Here is a 13,866-nt window from a genome sequence, read left to right as displayed (position 1 = left end):
TGAGTACGTGCAAATGTGCTAAGGATTATCAAGTAAATAAAAAATATTTTTGCGGTTGAGATGGTGTGGTTGGTTGGGTGATTTTAGTTAGCTTGAAAATATCTTATTTGAGGAGGCTGATGTTTAAAAGATATTTCGTAGGGAGGGGACTATAGCAAAAAGCTGGAGGTGATAGTAATGGCGGGGCGTTGCAGCGGGCTTTTGTTTATGTATTTGATTGTTAGTACGTCTGTTATTGCGTTAATAGTCAGTACTCATAATTTAGAGCATCGGCCCGCTCAATCGCCGCGGGAAGGGCTTTGTTCTTTTTGTCTTGACACAAAAAGAACCAAAACCGACCGGAGGGAGCTCATGAATACCTTGAGAAAACAAACAACAATGAATAAAAGTCAAGACTGCCCGATCCTTCCACCCACGAGGCCAACACCCGGCCCGGCGTGCAGTCAGGCTTTTGCCTGTGCTCCAATAGTTACCGAGGTTCAAACGTCATCCCCTTTTTTTTGCTGGCCGGATTCTTACTGTAAGAGGTGTTTTTGATCCGACTTTTTCAAAACACTCACCTACAAAAAAATGTCATTTCGATCGAGGTACGAGAGATAAATCTTTTTCACGCGCCGGGTATGTTGTATACCTCCGCATGGCAGGTCAGCCTTGTTTTGGGCCTCGGCTTATTGCATGTAGAAGATTTCTCGTTCCGCTCAATAACATGGTGGTACATAAAGCTTGCCGATAAAAATACTCCCGCCGCTATTTTTTTAACAGCGTTTGCGAAAACTCCCTTATCCCATCTTCGTAAGTTGTTGGTTTTACGCCAAACGCTTTTTCAAACTTGTTAGAATTAAATACATAATCATGGTCGTATTGGTAATACATCTCCACACTGCCACGTACCCCTTTATTAACCAGACCAAATAGTTGCATCATTAATTTGTTGATAGTGCTATAATTGGGCTCTACTTTAAAAATGCGCGCGGCTAACTCAATAAATTGTTTCCCGGTTAAAGGGGCGGCAGTAGGCATATGCCAAATCTGGTTATCACTCTCTGTACGCTGGCCCAGCAGGTACATGCCTTTACCGGCGTCGGGTATATAAGTAAAGCTGTGTTTGCAGGCGGCTTTGCCTATCCACTGGGCTTTTTGTTTTTTTGCATATTTATCGAGCACCATTAAATCGCAAAAGCTGTTGAGGGATGCTGATCCGTAAAAGTCGGCGGCACGGGCAATACTGGCCCTGATGTTTCCGGCTTTTGATTCGTCCATTAAGGTGGTGGCTATTTTTGCGCGCACTTCGCCTTTTACGCTGCAAGGGTTATAAGGCGTGTTCTCTGTCATGGCGCCGTTCACCAGGCCGTACATGTATACGTTATCAAAAAATAATAGCCTTGCGCCGGTTTCTTTGGCAACGTTAATTACGTTTTGCATTATTTGGGGCCACTGCTCCTGCCATACCTCTTTATCATAAACCAAACCCGCGCACAGGTATATTACGGTTGAGCCCTTGGCGGCTTGCAGGGTTTCGGCGTAGTTGGTTAAATCGGCCCCGGCCCAACTGGTATTACCACTGGTTTGTATGGGTTTACGGCTTACTAACCGTACTGTATGATTGTTTTTTTCTAATTCGCGGGTTAGCGAGTTACTTACCGACCCGCCTGCTCCTAATATGGTATGCATAGTTTTTTCTGTTTTTGTATGGAGCTAAGGTACAGGTAACTATGTGCCAAAACGTTAACAAAAGATAAGAAAGCAAGAGGAGGAGGTATAAGAATATTAAGGGTAATGCGGGGCTAAGATGACTTAATTGATGCCGGTTCCATAATCCGCTTTCTGATCCTCGATAGGGAAACAGGGGTGATGCCTAAGTAATTGGCAATACAGTGCTGCGGAATGGTTTGGATAATGGGTTTGCCATATTCAAGCAGCTGAAGGTAACGCTCCTCGGGCGATTGTGTTATCAGGGATAGTACGCGGTCTTCATAACAGCAGGCCAGGTGCTCGCCCATGAGCCTGCCAAAGCGCTCCATTTTATAATTGATTTGCGGGTGGTTGTATAATTGCTGCATAGCCGCATAACTGAGGGTAATCATTTCGGTATCCTCCAGGGCTTCTATGGTAACAATGCCCGGCTGGCGGGTTAAAAAGCTTTTATATGCGCTTGCCATATCATTAGCGAAGCTGAAATAATTGGTGATCTGCTGGGGGAGTGTAAACTAAACTGTGTCAACTAAAAATAAACTTGTTATTGTTTAAGATGTTGAAATGTGGGAAACTCCTTCAGTTTCCCACATTTCAACATCTATCCGTTATTTAGGTGACCAGCTATCCTATCGCCAAACATAATGTAAAGTTGAGATAAAGTCAAACTCCAGTTGTGCATTGGCATTGTCCATTTCTCAGAGATATTCTGGACTACCAGATATACCAGCTTTAACAAGGCTGTATCTGATGTGAATGCGCCCTTTGTTTTAGTTACTTTGCGTACCTGGCGGTGAAAGCCCTCAACCGCGTTAGTTGTGTAGATCACTCTGCGAATGTGTGCATCATACTTAAAAAAAGTTGACAGGTTTTCCCAGTTATTGTACCACGACCCGACCGGAACCGGATACTTTTTAGCCCATTTTTCATCCAGGGAAATCAGATTTTCGTAGCCCTGTTCTTTATTAATGGCTTGGTAAACCGGCTTAAGATCAGCCATGAATTTCTTCTTGTCTTTCTCGGCAATATAGCGCAAGCTATTACGGATCTGATGAACAACGCAGGTCTGTATCTCCGTTTTTGGAAAGATGGCTGCTATGGCCTCGGGAAAGCCTTTTAAACCATCTATGCATGCAATTAGCATATCCTGCAAACCACGGTTCTTTAGATCGGTCAAAACCGATAGCCAGAACTTAGCGCCTTCGCTTTCTGATAAATACATGCCTAACAGATCCTTTTGCCCACGAAGGGAAACACCAAGAATATTGTAAACAGCCCTGGTAATTACGCCGTTGCCTTCACGTACTTTATAGTGCATACAGTCCAGGTATACAAATGCATAAACCGATTCCAGTGGCCGCTGCCGCCATTCGTTCATGGCTGGGATAACTTTGTCTGTAATAGAGGATAAGGTAGTTGCAGAGATATCCATTTGATATATTTCCATGATATGTTTGGAAATATCCCGTGTGCTCAGGCCAAGCCCATACAAGCCGATTACCTTCTCTTCCAGTTCTTCGGTTATAATCACTTGTCGCTTTGGTAACACTACAGGTTCAAAGCTGCCAGACCGGTCCCGGTTGCTTTGCAGATCAAATTCGCCCGAAAGGCTCTTAACTCGTTTCGTGATTTTACCATTAAGGCGATTGGATAAGCCTGCGGCTTTTTCTTCCTGTAGATGGGTTTCTAGCTCGCCCTCAAGCGCTGCTTCTAAAAAATGTTTCAGTAAAGGCGCAAAGATGCCCTTTTCTCCGTTAAGGGGTTTACCAGCGTACATCCCCTTGATCGCCTCTCGTTTGAAACTTTCAAAATCGAAATTGTTGTTTTTGTTCATTCTACTATGTCTAAGTTAAAAATTCTATCCAAATTTTTAACTGACACAGTTCATTTTACAGTCTCTCTGCTGGCCATCCTTCACCACAAAATAACGTACCAGGCCCGATACAATAAAGGCAATATCGTTACAAACCGTTCCGGCCTGTGAAAAAAGTTCTTTTTTATGCAGATTTTTAAACCGCAGGTGCGATTGAAAAATTTGCCATTCCTCATCATTTAAAATTATAAATGCTTCCAGGTATTTCCTGAAGAGGCCAAACTTGTTCTCAATTAGCGTACCCATAACCTGTCAATTAAAAAAAATACGGCAAACACCACGCTGGCTATGCCATTGGTAGTCATGAAGGCGAAATTTACACGGCTTAAATCGTTCGGTTTAACCAGCATGTGCTGATAGATTAGCATGCTGCAAAAGAAAACGATACCTAAGTAATAGGGCCAGCCCACAACGGTATAAACAGCAGGCAGCATAATAAATATGGCCGAGAGTACGTGCAAAAAAGTAGATAGGCGGAGCGCGTTTATCTTACCCAGGTAGGCGGGGATGGAGTGCAGCTTCTCGGCACGGTCAAAATCCTCATCTTGCAGAGCGTAAATAATATCGAAGCCGCTTACCCAGCATAAAACAGATAGCGAGAAAAATATAGGCAACAGTGCAAATTGGCCGGTAACTACCAGGTACGCGCCAATAGGGGCTAACGACAGACCAAGGCCCAACACTAAATGGCAAAGGGCGGTAAAGCGTTTGGTTGCGCTGTAACCCAATACAACCAGCAAGGCCACCGGTGACAGGTAGAAACACAGGCTGTTAATAAACCAGGTGGTGGCTATAAACAGGGCGCAGTTAATCAGCGTGAAGGTTAATGCGGCTTGCGCGGTTAACCTGCCTGCCGGTATATCGCGCACTTTGGTACGCGGGTTTTTGGCATCAATATCCCGGTCCAGGTAGCGGTTAAACGCCATGGCCGAGTTACGCGCAAAAACCATGCACATCAGCATACAAACCAGCTTTTGCCACTCAAACGGGTGGTTGGTGGTAGTCACTGCCAAAAAGAAGCCAATGATGGCAAACGGCATGGCAAAGATGGTATGCGAGAAGGTGACTAATGAGAGGTATTTTTTCATATTTGTTAAAAGTTGCCCTCTGTTTAAAGGGGGATTATATGTTGTGCTTTAAATAGTGATCTCTTTTCTATCTCACAAAACACACCCCTTGCCCCTCTCGAGAGGGGAGCCTCCTTCGCTGGCCCAAATTGCAAAAGCGGCGGCCCGCGCGATTCCCCTCTTGAGAGGGGCAAGGGGTGTGTTTTATGCGGTATGTATTAGTTACGCTTTCTTTTCATCGTGCGCATTATGCTATCTCATAGAACACACCCCATGCCCCTCTCGAGAGGGGAGCCTCCTTTACTGGCTCGAATTGCAAAAAGCGGGGGGGCGTATTCTGCGCTATACTCCTAACTAAACTCCCTGATTTTTCCCGCCACCAAACATGGCGGCGGCGGCTTTGTAATCAAAATTATTATTAATCGATCCAACAAAATTCAAAACCTCTTCGCGGCCGGTTTGTAGTTCGGCCGAGGTAATGAAAATAGTTGGTATATCCTCAAATGTGGTGAGTAAGGCTTTTTTAAAGGCGCTCACATTCTGGTCGGTTTTAACGCGCGACTGCTTATCGGCCTTGGTGAAGATCAAGGCGAACGATAGTCCTTTTTCGCCAAGCCAGTTGCAAAATTCAAGGTCTATTTTTTGCGGCTCAAGGCGGCTGTCTATCAGCACAAAAACCGTTTGCAAACTTTCGCGCTTATCCAGGTAAGTACGTATAAATTTATTCCAGTCTTCCTTTTTACTTTTCGATATCCGGGCGTAACCGTATCCGGGTAAATCCACCAGGTACCAGTTATCGTTAATCAAAAAATGATTAATCAACTGGGTTTTACCCGGTGTTTGCGATGTTTTGGCAAGGCCCTTTTTATCAACCAGCATATTAATTAACGATGATTTACCAACGTTAGAGCGGCCAATAAAAGCATACTCGGGCTTTACAGCCGGTGGTAGTTTTGATACCTGGGTGTTGCTGCAAACAAAATCGGCACTTTTTACAATCATGCCGCAAAGTTAATGCTTATTTAGTTATTGCCTTGTTAAACTTAAACAGCAATGTTAAAAGGAAATATCTTTTTATAATTTGCGATTGAACATCGGTAATAGAGTTTGCCCCGGCGTATTGGTAGGCGCTCACATTTTGGTTAAAAATATCGTAGCAGGAAAGCTTGATTTCGCCCCGGTCTTTTTTGAGCAACTGGTGGGCAAGGCTCATGCTAACCAAATTAATACTTTTTTGAAATCCAGCGCTGGCCAGTGGGTTATAAGTGTAATTATAACTGCCTTCAATATCGATTTTGCCGGGTAGGTGGCTCATGAAATGGGTATCAACACTGTGCGACGTATAAGCCACATTATTGTAATTAACGCCTGTGTACGTAGTAATGTTACGGTTTATGGAGTAAGCAGGTTCAAACTCGATAATATCCTTCCAATTGACAGACAGCCGCCCGGAAGCACTTATGGAATAATTGTTCTGGAAGCCTTCGTCCTGGTTGAGCTGAAAAAAATTGTGGTATACATAACTAAAAATGTTGGTTGAAACTCCAATAGTGATATCGTTAATTTTTTTAAATTTTTTACCGATGTTAAATCCAAGCGAACCATTATACTGTCCGTTACGGTTAACCGGAGAACTTGTAGATGCGCCTACGCTGCTAATGGTGCGTCGCCGGTAAACACTGTTTTCCTCAAGGGTAAAATTGCTGTACACGCTGGTGTTAACCTGGCTCTCGGGCTTGTAGCTGTAATAATTGGCCGAAAAATTATTCCTTTTAGTTGGTTTTAAATCGGGATTGCCTGTATAGCTTGATACCGGGCTATACACATATTTAATAGGCTGCAAATCGTTAATGCTGGGTTGCGATATGTTGGCATCGTAACTTAGCGTCATATCGCCCAGGCTTAACCTGAGGTTGGGCAATATAAAAAGATAGTTTTGGTTAAGATCTGGTATGTTTTTATTGAATTGGTTATCAATTTGTTGCCATTGTGTTGAAAGGCCGGCTACCAATGTTATTTTTTTAGTGATGTTATAAGTGATGCCGGGGTGTACACTTTCTGTCCATTGTGCGCGTACCAGGTTATAGCTCAGGCTATCTAAATAAACATTGTACTGGTTTATTGCCGGGTTAAAGTCATAGGTAAGTAAATTGCCGTGCTGGCGGTTATAGTTACCGCTAATACTTACATCGGCTATCAATTTTTTGCTTAGTGGGTACCGGTAGCTTGCCGATAGATTGGCATCGGTACCTTTGGTGCTGGTATTTGAATATCTGTTTAAAGTGGTTGTAGGTAGCGCCGATGTATACGAAACGAGTTTATTGGTGCTATAATTATCGGCCTCATCCGGATTGATTTTTAAACTATGCGTTATGGTTATTGATTCGCGTTTCTTTTTCAGTGATTTATAAAAACTGAAGGATTGCTGAAACTGCGTTCCGCCGTTATTGCTATGTGAATCGCCGGAATTGGTACTGATGGACTGCAAAAAATTGCTGGAGTTAAAGGAAGACGAACTGCTGTTGGAGCCACTGTTGTTAATGGTAATTGTGGGGTTATATTTAATTTCTGTAGAGGCATCAGGCTTCCATTTAATGGTTGTACCAATATTGTGCTTGGTAGTGTAATTGCTTCTGCTGCTTGATGATAGCGAAGTTAGCGTAGTATCGTTTAGAAATTGCCGCTGTTTAGCTTCGCTATTATATGTGTTTTGCGTATGCGATAAAAAGTAAACCAGGTTAAGCTTAAGTTTTTTACCATAATCGTTATTGATGTTAAACCCGCCTGTGGCCACGCTTTGTATGCCACTGTAACTCTGGCCGCCAAATGTTCCGCTGTTTAATACATTATCGCCGCCGCCGCGGTCAAAACCACCGGCCGAATATAGCTCTTGCCTTGAAAAGCCCGTTTTGCTCAGGTTATTGCCCACGCCAATGATGCTAACCTGCAAGGTATCCCTAAACATGTTGAACAAGCCGCCGCTTTCGTAACGCCCCTGGGTACCGGCTCCGCCGTAAACTTTACCAAAAATGCTTTTTTTAAGCGCCTTTTTAAATTTCAGGTTGATGATTTTGTCAACCTTGGAGTCTTCAATTAAATGGTCTGGATCATCCTCGCGGTCATCATATACCTGTACTTTAGCAATGAGCGCCGCGTCCAGGTTTTTTGATGCTATCTTGGGGTCGTTAGCAAAAAACTCGCGGCCGTCAATCATTATCTTGCTCACTTTTTTACCGTTTACGGTTATGGTTCCATCATTGGCAACCTCTATGCCCGGTAGTTTTTTAAGCAGGTCTTCCACTACCGCGTTAGGCCGGGTTTTAAATGCTTCGGCGTTAAACTCAATGGTATCCGCTTTAACTACAATGGGCAGCCGCTCGCCGGTAATGGATATCTCTTGCAACAGTTTTGAGCTTAACTCGATGGTGCCGAGATTGACGTTTTCGCCTTTAGTCAGTGTCATCAGTTTGCGCACAGGCTTGTAGCCCACAAAAGTGATCAATACCTTTAAGGGCAAAGCCGCTGGCAGGTTATGTAAAGCAAATGCGCCGTTTTTATCGCTTAAGGTGTAAGATATTAAGGCTGCTGATGTGGAATCCTTTACGTTGATAACCGCAACAGTAGCCATCTCTACAGGCACTTTATTTAACGAATCTATCAGTTTTCCACTTATTATCCCCCGGTTTTGGCCTTTAGCCACAAATAATATCGAAGTAAAAAACAACAGCAATAAAAGTTTACGCATAAGGTGCAAGGTGTTGATCAGGTTTGCAATAATACCTTAACCAGCTTTGGGGGGCGGCTTTATAAAATTTTATTGTTGCGTAAATATGATTATATTATCATATCTTATCAAATATTGAGTGTCAATTTAACAACAATTAACACTATTAAAATAATTACAATTGCATAACATGATAACCAACCATCCACCGTATATTAGATGTTTAAACATTTAAAATGGATAATTACAAAATACCAGCTGCTACCCGCATTGGGCACGTTCATTTAAAGGTGAGCAATTTGCAGCGTTCGCTCGATTTTTATTGCGGCCTGCTCGGTTTTGATCTGGTGATGATGTATGGCGATGCTGCTGCATTTATATCTGCCGGAGGCTATCACCATCACATTGGCTTAAATACATGGCATAGCAAGGGCGCAGGCCCTGCGCCGGTTAGGGCGCCCGGTTTATACCACACGGCTATCCTGTTTCCGGAGCGTAAAGATCTGGCCGCGATATTGCAAAGATTGATTGATCAAAAATATCCGCTAACGGGCATGTCTGATCACGGCGTATCCGAGGCTATCTATCTGAATGATCCCGACCAGAACGGTGTAGAGCTGTACTGGGACCGCCCCCGCGAGCTTTGGCCCAAAGACGAAGAAGGTAATTTAACCATGGTTACCGAATACCTTGATGTTGACGGGTTGTTAGGGGAGTTGAGGTGAGGGAGATAGTCGATAGTCCATGGAGGATAGTCGATAGTCGATAGACCATAGTCCATGGTAAAAAGTCAATAGGCGATGGACAAGGTTGATTCCCATAAACAAGCCAGCATCACCATGGAGTATGGACTATCAACCATGGACTATCGACTATGGACCATGGACTACCAACTATCAACTATGATCCATAAAAAACTCTACCTTTGCGCCATCCATGAGCAAGACAATAACACCATACCAAAACGAAGAGGTTACCAAAAAGGAACAGGTAGCCGATATGTTTAACAATATCTCGAAGACATACGATTTTCTGAATCACTTCATGTCGTTAGGTATCGATATCATCTGGCGTAAAATAGCCATCAATCAATTGAAAAAAGATAAGCCCAAGCTTATCCTGGATGTAGCTACCGGCACGGGCGATTTTGCTTTTGAGGCTTTGAAGATTTTGAAGCCCGAAAAAATTATCGGGGTTGATATTTCGCGCGGTATGCTGGATGTTGCTGAGCAAAAAATAACCAAACGCGGTTTGGCGGGGCAATTTGAAGTACGCATGGGCGATTCGGAAAAACTGCTTTTTGATGCTGATAGCTTTGATGCCGTTACCGTGGCCTACGGCGTACGTAACTTTGAAAACCTGCAGGCTGGTTTAGCCGATATACGCCGGGTATTGCGTCCGGGAGGCAAGGCCGTGATACTCGAGTTTTCAAAACCAAAGGTTTTCCCGGTAAAACAGTTGTATAATTTTTACTTCAATTACATTACGCCCGGTATTGGAAAAATATTTTCTAAGGATGCAAGGGCTTATTCTTACCTGCCCGAATCGGTAGCGGCTTTCCCTGATGGCGAGGCCTTTATATCGCTTATGGATAAAGTGGGTTTCACCAATACCAAACATAGGCCGCTGGCGTTTGGTATTTGTTCAATATACACCGGCGTTAAATGAGTAAAAAGTGCTACACCTTTATATGTTTGTTGATATTTTGCAGCACAGGGTTATTTGCCCAGGTGCCTGCATGGGGTGGCGGCGCCGATTATAACGATTATAGTTTTGGTTTCCATTTCTCGTACGTAAATAGCGATTTTAAAGTCATCAAAAATAAAGATTGGCGTACCCCGTACCTGGATGCCGGGAGTGGTAGAAACGTAACCGACTCGTTAAACGGCATCAGTTCGAGCGGGGCGCCGGGTTTTGCCGTAGGTTTTATAGCCCGTTTACGCGTTACCGATAATCTGGAACTGCGTACAACACCTTCGCTGGTTTTTGCCGACCGTACCATTTATTATCAGTATAAAACAGCATCGCAAAATGTTGAAAAAACGGTGAACGCCTCGCTGGTTGAAATACCGCTATCAGTTAAAATAAAATCGGACAGGCTTGGCGATGTGCGGGCCTATTTGTTAGGCGGTTTAAAATACTCGTACAGTATTACGGGCCCTAAAAAGGAAGACCCCAATATATCACCGCTGGATAAAATGGTGAACACGCAGCGCGGATATGCATCATACGAAGCCGGTATTGGTTGCGATATCTATTTTGATTATTTTAAGTTTTCGCCCGAAATTAAAATTTCAAACTCGTTTCATAATGTGCTTGTTAAGGCTGATAGCCCATATGCCAAGCCGATAGATCAGCTGCTTTTGCACAGCCTGGTGTTTACTATCTACTTTGAATAATCAAATCGGTTAGTTAAAAAAACTTAACTTCGCCAATTATTGTTATCATGCTATTATGTCTAAAATTGCTTTAATTACGGGTGCCACCGCTGGAATTGGCGAAGCTTGTGCTCATGTTTTTGCCCGCGCGGGTTTTGATTTGATATTAACCGGCCGCCGCCAGGAGCGCCTTGACGGATTGGCAAAAAAACTTTCTGAACAATACAATGTGGGCGTTGCTACCTGTGCTTTTGATGTTCAGGACAAAGAAGCCGTTATAGCCAACCTGGAAAGCCTGCCCGCAGTATGGAGGCAGATTGATGTATTGATAAACAACGCAGGCCTTAGCCGGGGGCTCGACCCAATTCAGAACGGAGCGTACAGCGATTGGGAAACCATGATAGATACCAATATCAAGGGATTGTTGTATGTGAGTAAAATAGTATCCAACTGGATGATAAACAATGGCTTTGGGCATATCATTAATTTAGGCTCTATTGCAGGTAAAGAAGTTTACGCCAACGGTAATGTATATTGTGCTACCAAGGCCGCGGTTGACGCCTTAAACAAAGGTATGCGGATTGATTTGCTGCCGCACGGTATTAAGGTAAGCGCCATCCATCCGGGAGCGGTTGAAACCGAGTTTTCTGAAGTGCGCTTTAACGGAGATAAAGAACGGGCCAAAAAAGTATACGAAGGCTTTACACCGCTATCGGCACTTGATGTGGCCGAAACTATACTGTTTATGGCATCGCGCCCGGCGCACGTCAATATCAACGACTTGGTCCTGATGCCCACCGCGCAGGCAACGGCCACAACGATATTCAGGCAATAAGTAATGTGCGGATGAGTAGATGTGCGGATGTGCGAATGAGTAAATATGCGGATATGCAAATAAGTAGATTGCGAATGTTAATTGAATTTGCAAATAAGTAATGTACACTTGATTAGATTTGCAGATGAAATATACCAGTGAGTAGTTGTACGTTGGCAGATAGGTAAATGAGTATATGGTATTACCCCAAAGGCAACAACCTAATAACAAATAACTCAATAACCAATAACCAATAACCAACAAGGCAATAACCTAATAACCTAATAACCAGTAACAAATAACAAACAACCCATGTCACTAATAGAAAAAATAGATCAGGATATCAAAAAAGCCATGTTGGCTAAGCAAGAGTCAACCTTACGTGCTTTACGTGCGGTTAAAGCCGCTTTGTTGCTGGCCCGTACCGAAAAGGGAGCCAGCGATGTGCTTACGGAAGAAGCGGAAATTAAAGTTCTTCAAAAACTGATCAAACAACGTAAAGAGTCGGCCGATATTTATAAAACTCAAAACCGCGACGATTTGTACCAGATAGAAATAGACGAGCTACAGGTTATTGAGGTTTATTTGCCCCAGCAAATGGAAAGGGCCGAAGTTGAGCAGCGTATTAAACAACTGATAGTTGATTTAGGCGCCACATCAATCAAAGAGATGGGTAAAGTAATGGGCGCGGCTAATAAAGAACTTGCCGGAAAAGCCGATGGTAAAACAATATCCGAAGTGGTAAAACAATTATTAAGTTAAATTATTGCTTAAATTGTTGTAACTCCATTTCAATAAACTATTTTTATAGCGGGTATTAAATTTTTATACTACTTTATAAATTGGTATAGCAATTGGATACATAAAAAACACTTACAGATTATATGGGTTTTGTGCTTAAAGAAGAAAACGGTTATAGTTATATTGACGAAGGGGAAGGCGAGGTATTGTTACTGTTGCACGGTTTGATGGGTGCATTAAGCAATTGGGAAAGGGTAATTGAAGAGTATAGTAAAGATTACCGGGTAATTATCCCTATACTGCCCATTTATGATTTGCCTTTGTTAACAACCGGCGTTAAAAGCCTGGCCAAATACGTACATAAATTTATAACCTTTAAAAAACTGAACGATGTTGTTTTAATAGGCAACTCGTTAGGTGGGCACGTGGCCTTAATTTATTGCCTCTCGCACCCTGATGTGGCGCGGGCACTGGTATTAACCGGTAGCTCTGGCTTGTACGAAAACGCCTTCGGCGGATCTTTTCCGCGGAGGGAGAGTTACGATTTTGTAAAGGAAAAGGTTGAATTTACTTTTTACGACCCAAAAACGGCTACCAAAGAATTAGTTGACGAGGTTTTTGCCACTATTAATGATCGTAATAAGGTTATCAGGATATTAGCCATGGCAAAATCGGCCATCAGGCATAATATGGCAAAGGATTTGCATAAGATAAGCATCCCTACAGCGTTAATATGGGGAAGAAATGATAAAATAACACCTCCTGATGTTGCCGAAGAGTTTAACAGGTTGTTGCCTAACTCCGAACTGCATTGGGTTGATCAATGCGGGCATGCACCCATGATGGAGCAGCCCGATGAGTTTAATAAACTATTAAGAGGCTTTTTGGAAAAAATCAAAGTGTAACATGTTAGCATCCGAACTCCTTTCAACCGCAATGCCGCCGCTTCGTACATCACATACGATACAGCAGGTTATTGACCGTATGATAGAGTTTAGGGTGAGGCATTTACCTATTGTTAACGAAGAGCAGTTTCTGGGGCTGGTATCCGAGGATGACCTGATTGAATATACCGATTACCAAACACCGGTAGGGGATGTGATGCTATCGTTGGTTAACCCCTACGTGATAGAAACACAACATATTTATGATGTGATCCGTCTGTTTTACGAACAACGTTTAACCGTTGTGCCCGTACTGGATGAACGCAAAAACTACCTTGGGCTGATATCCATCAATTCCATGAACGAATATTTCGCCCGTATCACGTCGGTGGCCGAGCCGGGCGGAATTATCGTACTTGAAATAACCAACCGCAATAACTCGCTGGCACATATGGCGCAGATTGTAGAGTCGGATAATGCGCAGGTTTTGAGCTCCTACATCCGGTCCTTCCCTGATTCTACCCGCTTAGAAGTTACCCTCAAAGTAAATAAACAAGATATCTCGGGCATCGTAGCATCATTTATCCGTTATAACTACACGGTTCAGGCTACTTTTAATTATACCCCGGTTGACGACGACTCCATGAATCGGTTCGATTCTTTTATGAACTACCTTAATTTATAATGCTACTG

Annotated in this window: 15 protein-coding genes; 8 read left to right on the top strand and 7 right to left on the bottom strand. The window is 43.2% G+C overall.

Annotation, left to right across the window (positions count from 1 at the left end):
• Positions 1-747 precede the first annotated feature (747 nt).
• The 7 genes from MUCPA_RS29195 to MUCPA_RS29165 all read right to left on the bottom strand — a co-directional run bounded on the left by MUCPA_RS29195 (position 748) and on the right by MUCPA_RS29165 (position 8,377).
• Positions 748-1,671 carry an NAD-dependent epimerase/dehydratase family protein gene (locus MUCPA_RS29195; protein ID WP_008511456.1) on the bottom strand — a complete coding sequence of 308 codons (924 nt, stop codon included), beginning with the start codon at positions 1,669-1,671 and terminating at the stop codon, positions 748-750.
• 113 nt (positions 1,672-1,784) lie between these two features.
• Positions 1,785-2,159, bottom strand: a complete 375-nt coding sequence (locus MUCPA_RS29190) for a Crp/Fnr family transcriptional regulator (protein WP_050982180.1) — start codon at positions 2,157-2,159, stop codon at positions 1,785-1,787.
• Positions 2,160-2,293: 134 nt separating this feature from the next.
• Positions 2,294-3,526, bottom strand: coding sequence for an IS256 family transposase (locus tag MUCPA_RS29185; protein WP_008504193.1), 1,233 nt, complete (start codon positions 3,524-3,526; stop codon positions 2,294-2,296).
• Between the two features lie 36 nt (positions 3,527-3,562).
• Positions 3,563-3,811 (bottom strand): cyclic nucleotide-binding domain-containing protein, encoded by a 249-nt coding sequence (locus MUCPA_RS29180; RefSeq protein ID WP_040626635.1) that lies wholly within the window; start codon positions 3,809-3,811, stop codon positions 3,563-3,565.
• Positions 3,799-4,653 (bottom strand): UbiA-like polyprenyltransferase, encoded by an 855-nt coding sequence (locus MUCPA_RS29175; RefSeq protein WP_008511454.1) that lies wholly within the window; start codon positions 4,651-4,653, stop codon positions 3,799-3,801. The genes MUCPA_RS29180 and MUCPA_RS29175 overlap by 13 nt, the downstream gene beginning before the upstream one ends.
• A gap of 333 nt (positions 4,654-4,986) precedes the next feature.
• Complete coding sequence (yihA, locus tag MUCPA_RS29170; RefSeq protein ID WP_008511452.1) at positions 4,987-5,634, bottom strand: ribosome biogenesis GTP-binding protein YihA/YsxC; 648 nt, start codon at positions 5,632-5,634, stop codon at positions 4,987-4,989.
• 16 nt (positions 5,635-5,650) lie between these two features.
• Entirely contained in the window at positions 5,651-8,377 is a 2,727-nt protein-coding gene (locus tag MUCPA_RS29165) for an outer membrane beta-barrel protein (RefSeq protein WP_008511451.1), read from the bottom strand.
• Between the two features lie 215 nt (positions 8,378-8,592).
• On the opposite strand from MUCPA_RS29165, the gene MUCPA_RS29160 reads away from it, so the two are divergent.
• The 8 genes from MUCPA_RS29160 to MUCPA_RS29130 all read left to right on the top strand — a co-directional run bounded on the left by MUCPA_RS29160 (position 8,593) and on the right by MUCPA_RS29130 (position 13,858).
• Positions 8,593-9,081 (top strand): VOC family protein, encoded by a 489-nt coding sequence (locus tag MUCPA_RS29160; protein WP_008511450.1) that lies wholly within the window; start codon positions 8,593-8,595, stop codon positions 9,079-9,081.
• Between the two features lie 75 nt (positions 9,082-9,156).
• The gene (locus tag MUCPA_RS38720) at positions 9,157-9,363 is read left to right on the top strand and encodes a hypothetical protein (RefSeq protein WP_217220348.1); all 207 of its coding nucleotides are present in this window, start codon (positions 9,157-9,159) and stop codon (positions 9,361-9,363) included.
• On the top strand, positions 9,293-10,024 hold the full coding sequence (gene ubiE, locus MUCPA_RS29155; protein WP_008511448.1) for a bifunctional demethylmenaquinone methyltransferase/2-methoxy-6-polyprenyl-1,4-benzoquinol methylase UbiE: 732 nt from the start codon (positions 9,293-9,295) through the stop codon (positions 10,022-10,024). Before MUCPA_RS38720 ends, ubiE begins: the two co-directional genes overlap by 71 nt.
• Entirely contained in the window at positions 10,021-10,755 is a 735-nt protein-coding gene (porT, locus tag MUCPA_RS29150) for a type IX secretion/gliding motility protein PorT/SprT (RefSeq protein ID WP_008511447.1), read from the top strand. Before ubiE ends, porT begins: the two co-directional genes overlap by 4 nt.
• Before the next feature lie 55 nt (positions 10,756-10,810).
• Positions 10,811-11,569 carry an SDR family NAD(P)-dependent oxidoreductase gene (locus tag MUCPA_RS29145; protein ID WP_008511446.1) on the top strand — a complete coding sequence of 253 codons (759 nt, stop codon included), beginning with the start codon at positions 10,811-10,813 and terminating at the stop codon, positions 11,567-11,569.
• Between the two features lie 291 nt (positions 11,570-11,860).
• Positions 11,861-12,310, top strand: coding sequence for a GatB/YqeY domain-containing protein (locus tag MUCPA_RS29140; protein ID WP_008511444.1), 450 nt, complete (start codon positions 11,861-11,863; stop codon positions 12,308-12,310).
• A gap of 122 nt (positions 12,311-12,432) precedes the next feature.
• On the top strand, positions 12,433-13,194 hold the full coding sequence (locus MUCPA_RS29135; protein WP_008511443.1) for an alpha/beta fold hydrolase: 762 nt from the start codon (positions 12,433-12,435) through the stop codon (positions 13,192-13,194).
• A gap of 1 nt (position 13,195) precedes the next feature.
• Positions 13,196-13,858: a CBS domain-containing protein gene (locus tag MUCPA_RS29130; RefSeq protein WP_008511441.1), complete on the top strand. Its 663-nt coding sequence runs from the start codon at positions 13,196-13,198 to the stop codon at positions 13,856-13,858.
• Positions 13,859-13,866: the final 8 nt, after the last annotated feature.

This window comes from Mucilaginibacter paludis DSM 18603 (genome assembly GCF_000166195.2).
GTDB lineage: Bacteria > Bacteroidota > Bacteroidia > Sphingobacteriales > Sphingobacteriaceae > Mucilaginibacter > Mucilaginibacter paludis.
This window is presented reverse-complemented; position numbering and strand designations above follow the sequence as displayed.

Excerpts from the sequence above, each read along its gene's own strand:
- MUCPA_RS29195 (WP_008511456.1), bottom strand. The coding sequence starts at position 1,671 with ATGCATACCATATTAGGAGCAGGCGGGTCGGTAAGTAACTCGCTAACC.
- MUCPA_RS29190 (WP_050982180.1), bottom strand. The coding sequence starts at position 2,159 with ATGGCAAGCGCATATAAAAGCTTTTTAACCCGCCAGCCGGGCATTGTT.
- MUCPA_RS29185 (WP_008504193.1), bottom strand. The coding sequence starts at position 3,526 with ATGAACAAAAACAACAATTTCGATTTTGAAAGTTTCAAACGAGAGGCG.
- MUCPA_RS29180 (WP_040626635.1), bottom strand. The coding sequence starts at position 3,811 with ATGGGTACGCTAATTGAGAACAAGTTTGGCCTCTTCAGGAAATACCTG.
- MUCPA_RS29175 (WP_008511454.1), bottom strand. The coding sequence starts at position 4,653 with ATGAAAAAATACCTCTCATTAGTCACCTTCTCGCATACCATCTTTGCC.
- yihA (WP_008511452.1), bottom strand. The coding sequence starts at position 5,634 with ATGATTGTAAAAAGTGCCGATTTTGTTTGCAGCAACACCCAGGTATCA.
- MUCPA_RS29165 (WP_008511451.1), bottom strand. The coding sequence starts at position 8,377 with ATGCGTAAACTTTTATTGCTGTTGTTTTTTACTTCGATATTATTTGTG.
- MUCPA_RS29160 (WP_008511450.1), top strand. The coding sequence starts at position 8,593 with ATGGATAATTACAAAATACCAGCTGCTACCCGCATTGGGCACGTTCAT.
- MUCPA_RS38720 (WP_217220348.1), top strand. The coding sequence starts at position 9,157 with ATGGACAAGGTTGATTCCCATAAACAAGCCAGCATCACCATGGAGTAT.
- ubiE (WP_008511448.1), top strand. The coding sequence starts at position 9,293 with ATGAGCAAGACAATAACACCATACCAAAACGAAGAGGTTACCAAAAAG.
- porT (WP_008511447.1), top strand. The coding sequence starts at position 10,021 with ATGAGTAAAAAGTGCTACACCTTTATATGTTTGTTGATATTTTGCAGC.
- MUCPA_RS29145 (WP_008511446.1), top strand. The coding sequence starts at position 10,811 with ATGTCTAAAATTGCTTTAATTACGGGTGCCACCGCTGGAATTGGCGAA.
- MUCPA_RS29140 (WP_008511444.1), top strand. The coding sequence starts at position 11,861 with ATGTCACTAATAGAAAAAATAGATCAGGATATCAAAAAAGCCATGTTG.
- MUCPA_RS29135 (WP_008511443.1), top strand. The coding sequence starts at position 12,433 with ATGGGTTTTGTGCTTAAAGAAGAAAACGGTTATAGTTATATTGACGAA.
- MUCPA_RS29130 (WP_008511441.1), top strand. The coding sequence starts at position 13,196 with ATGTTAGCATCCGAACTCCTTTCAACCGCAATGCCGCCGCTTCGTACA.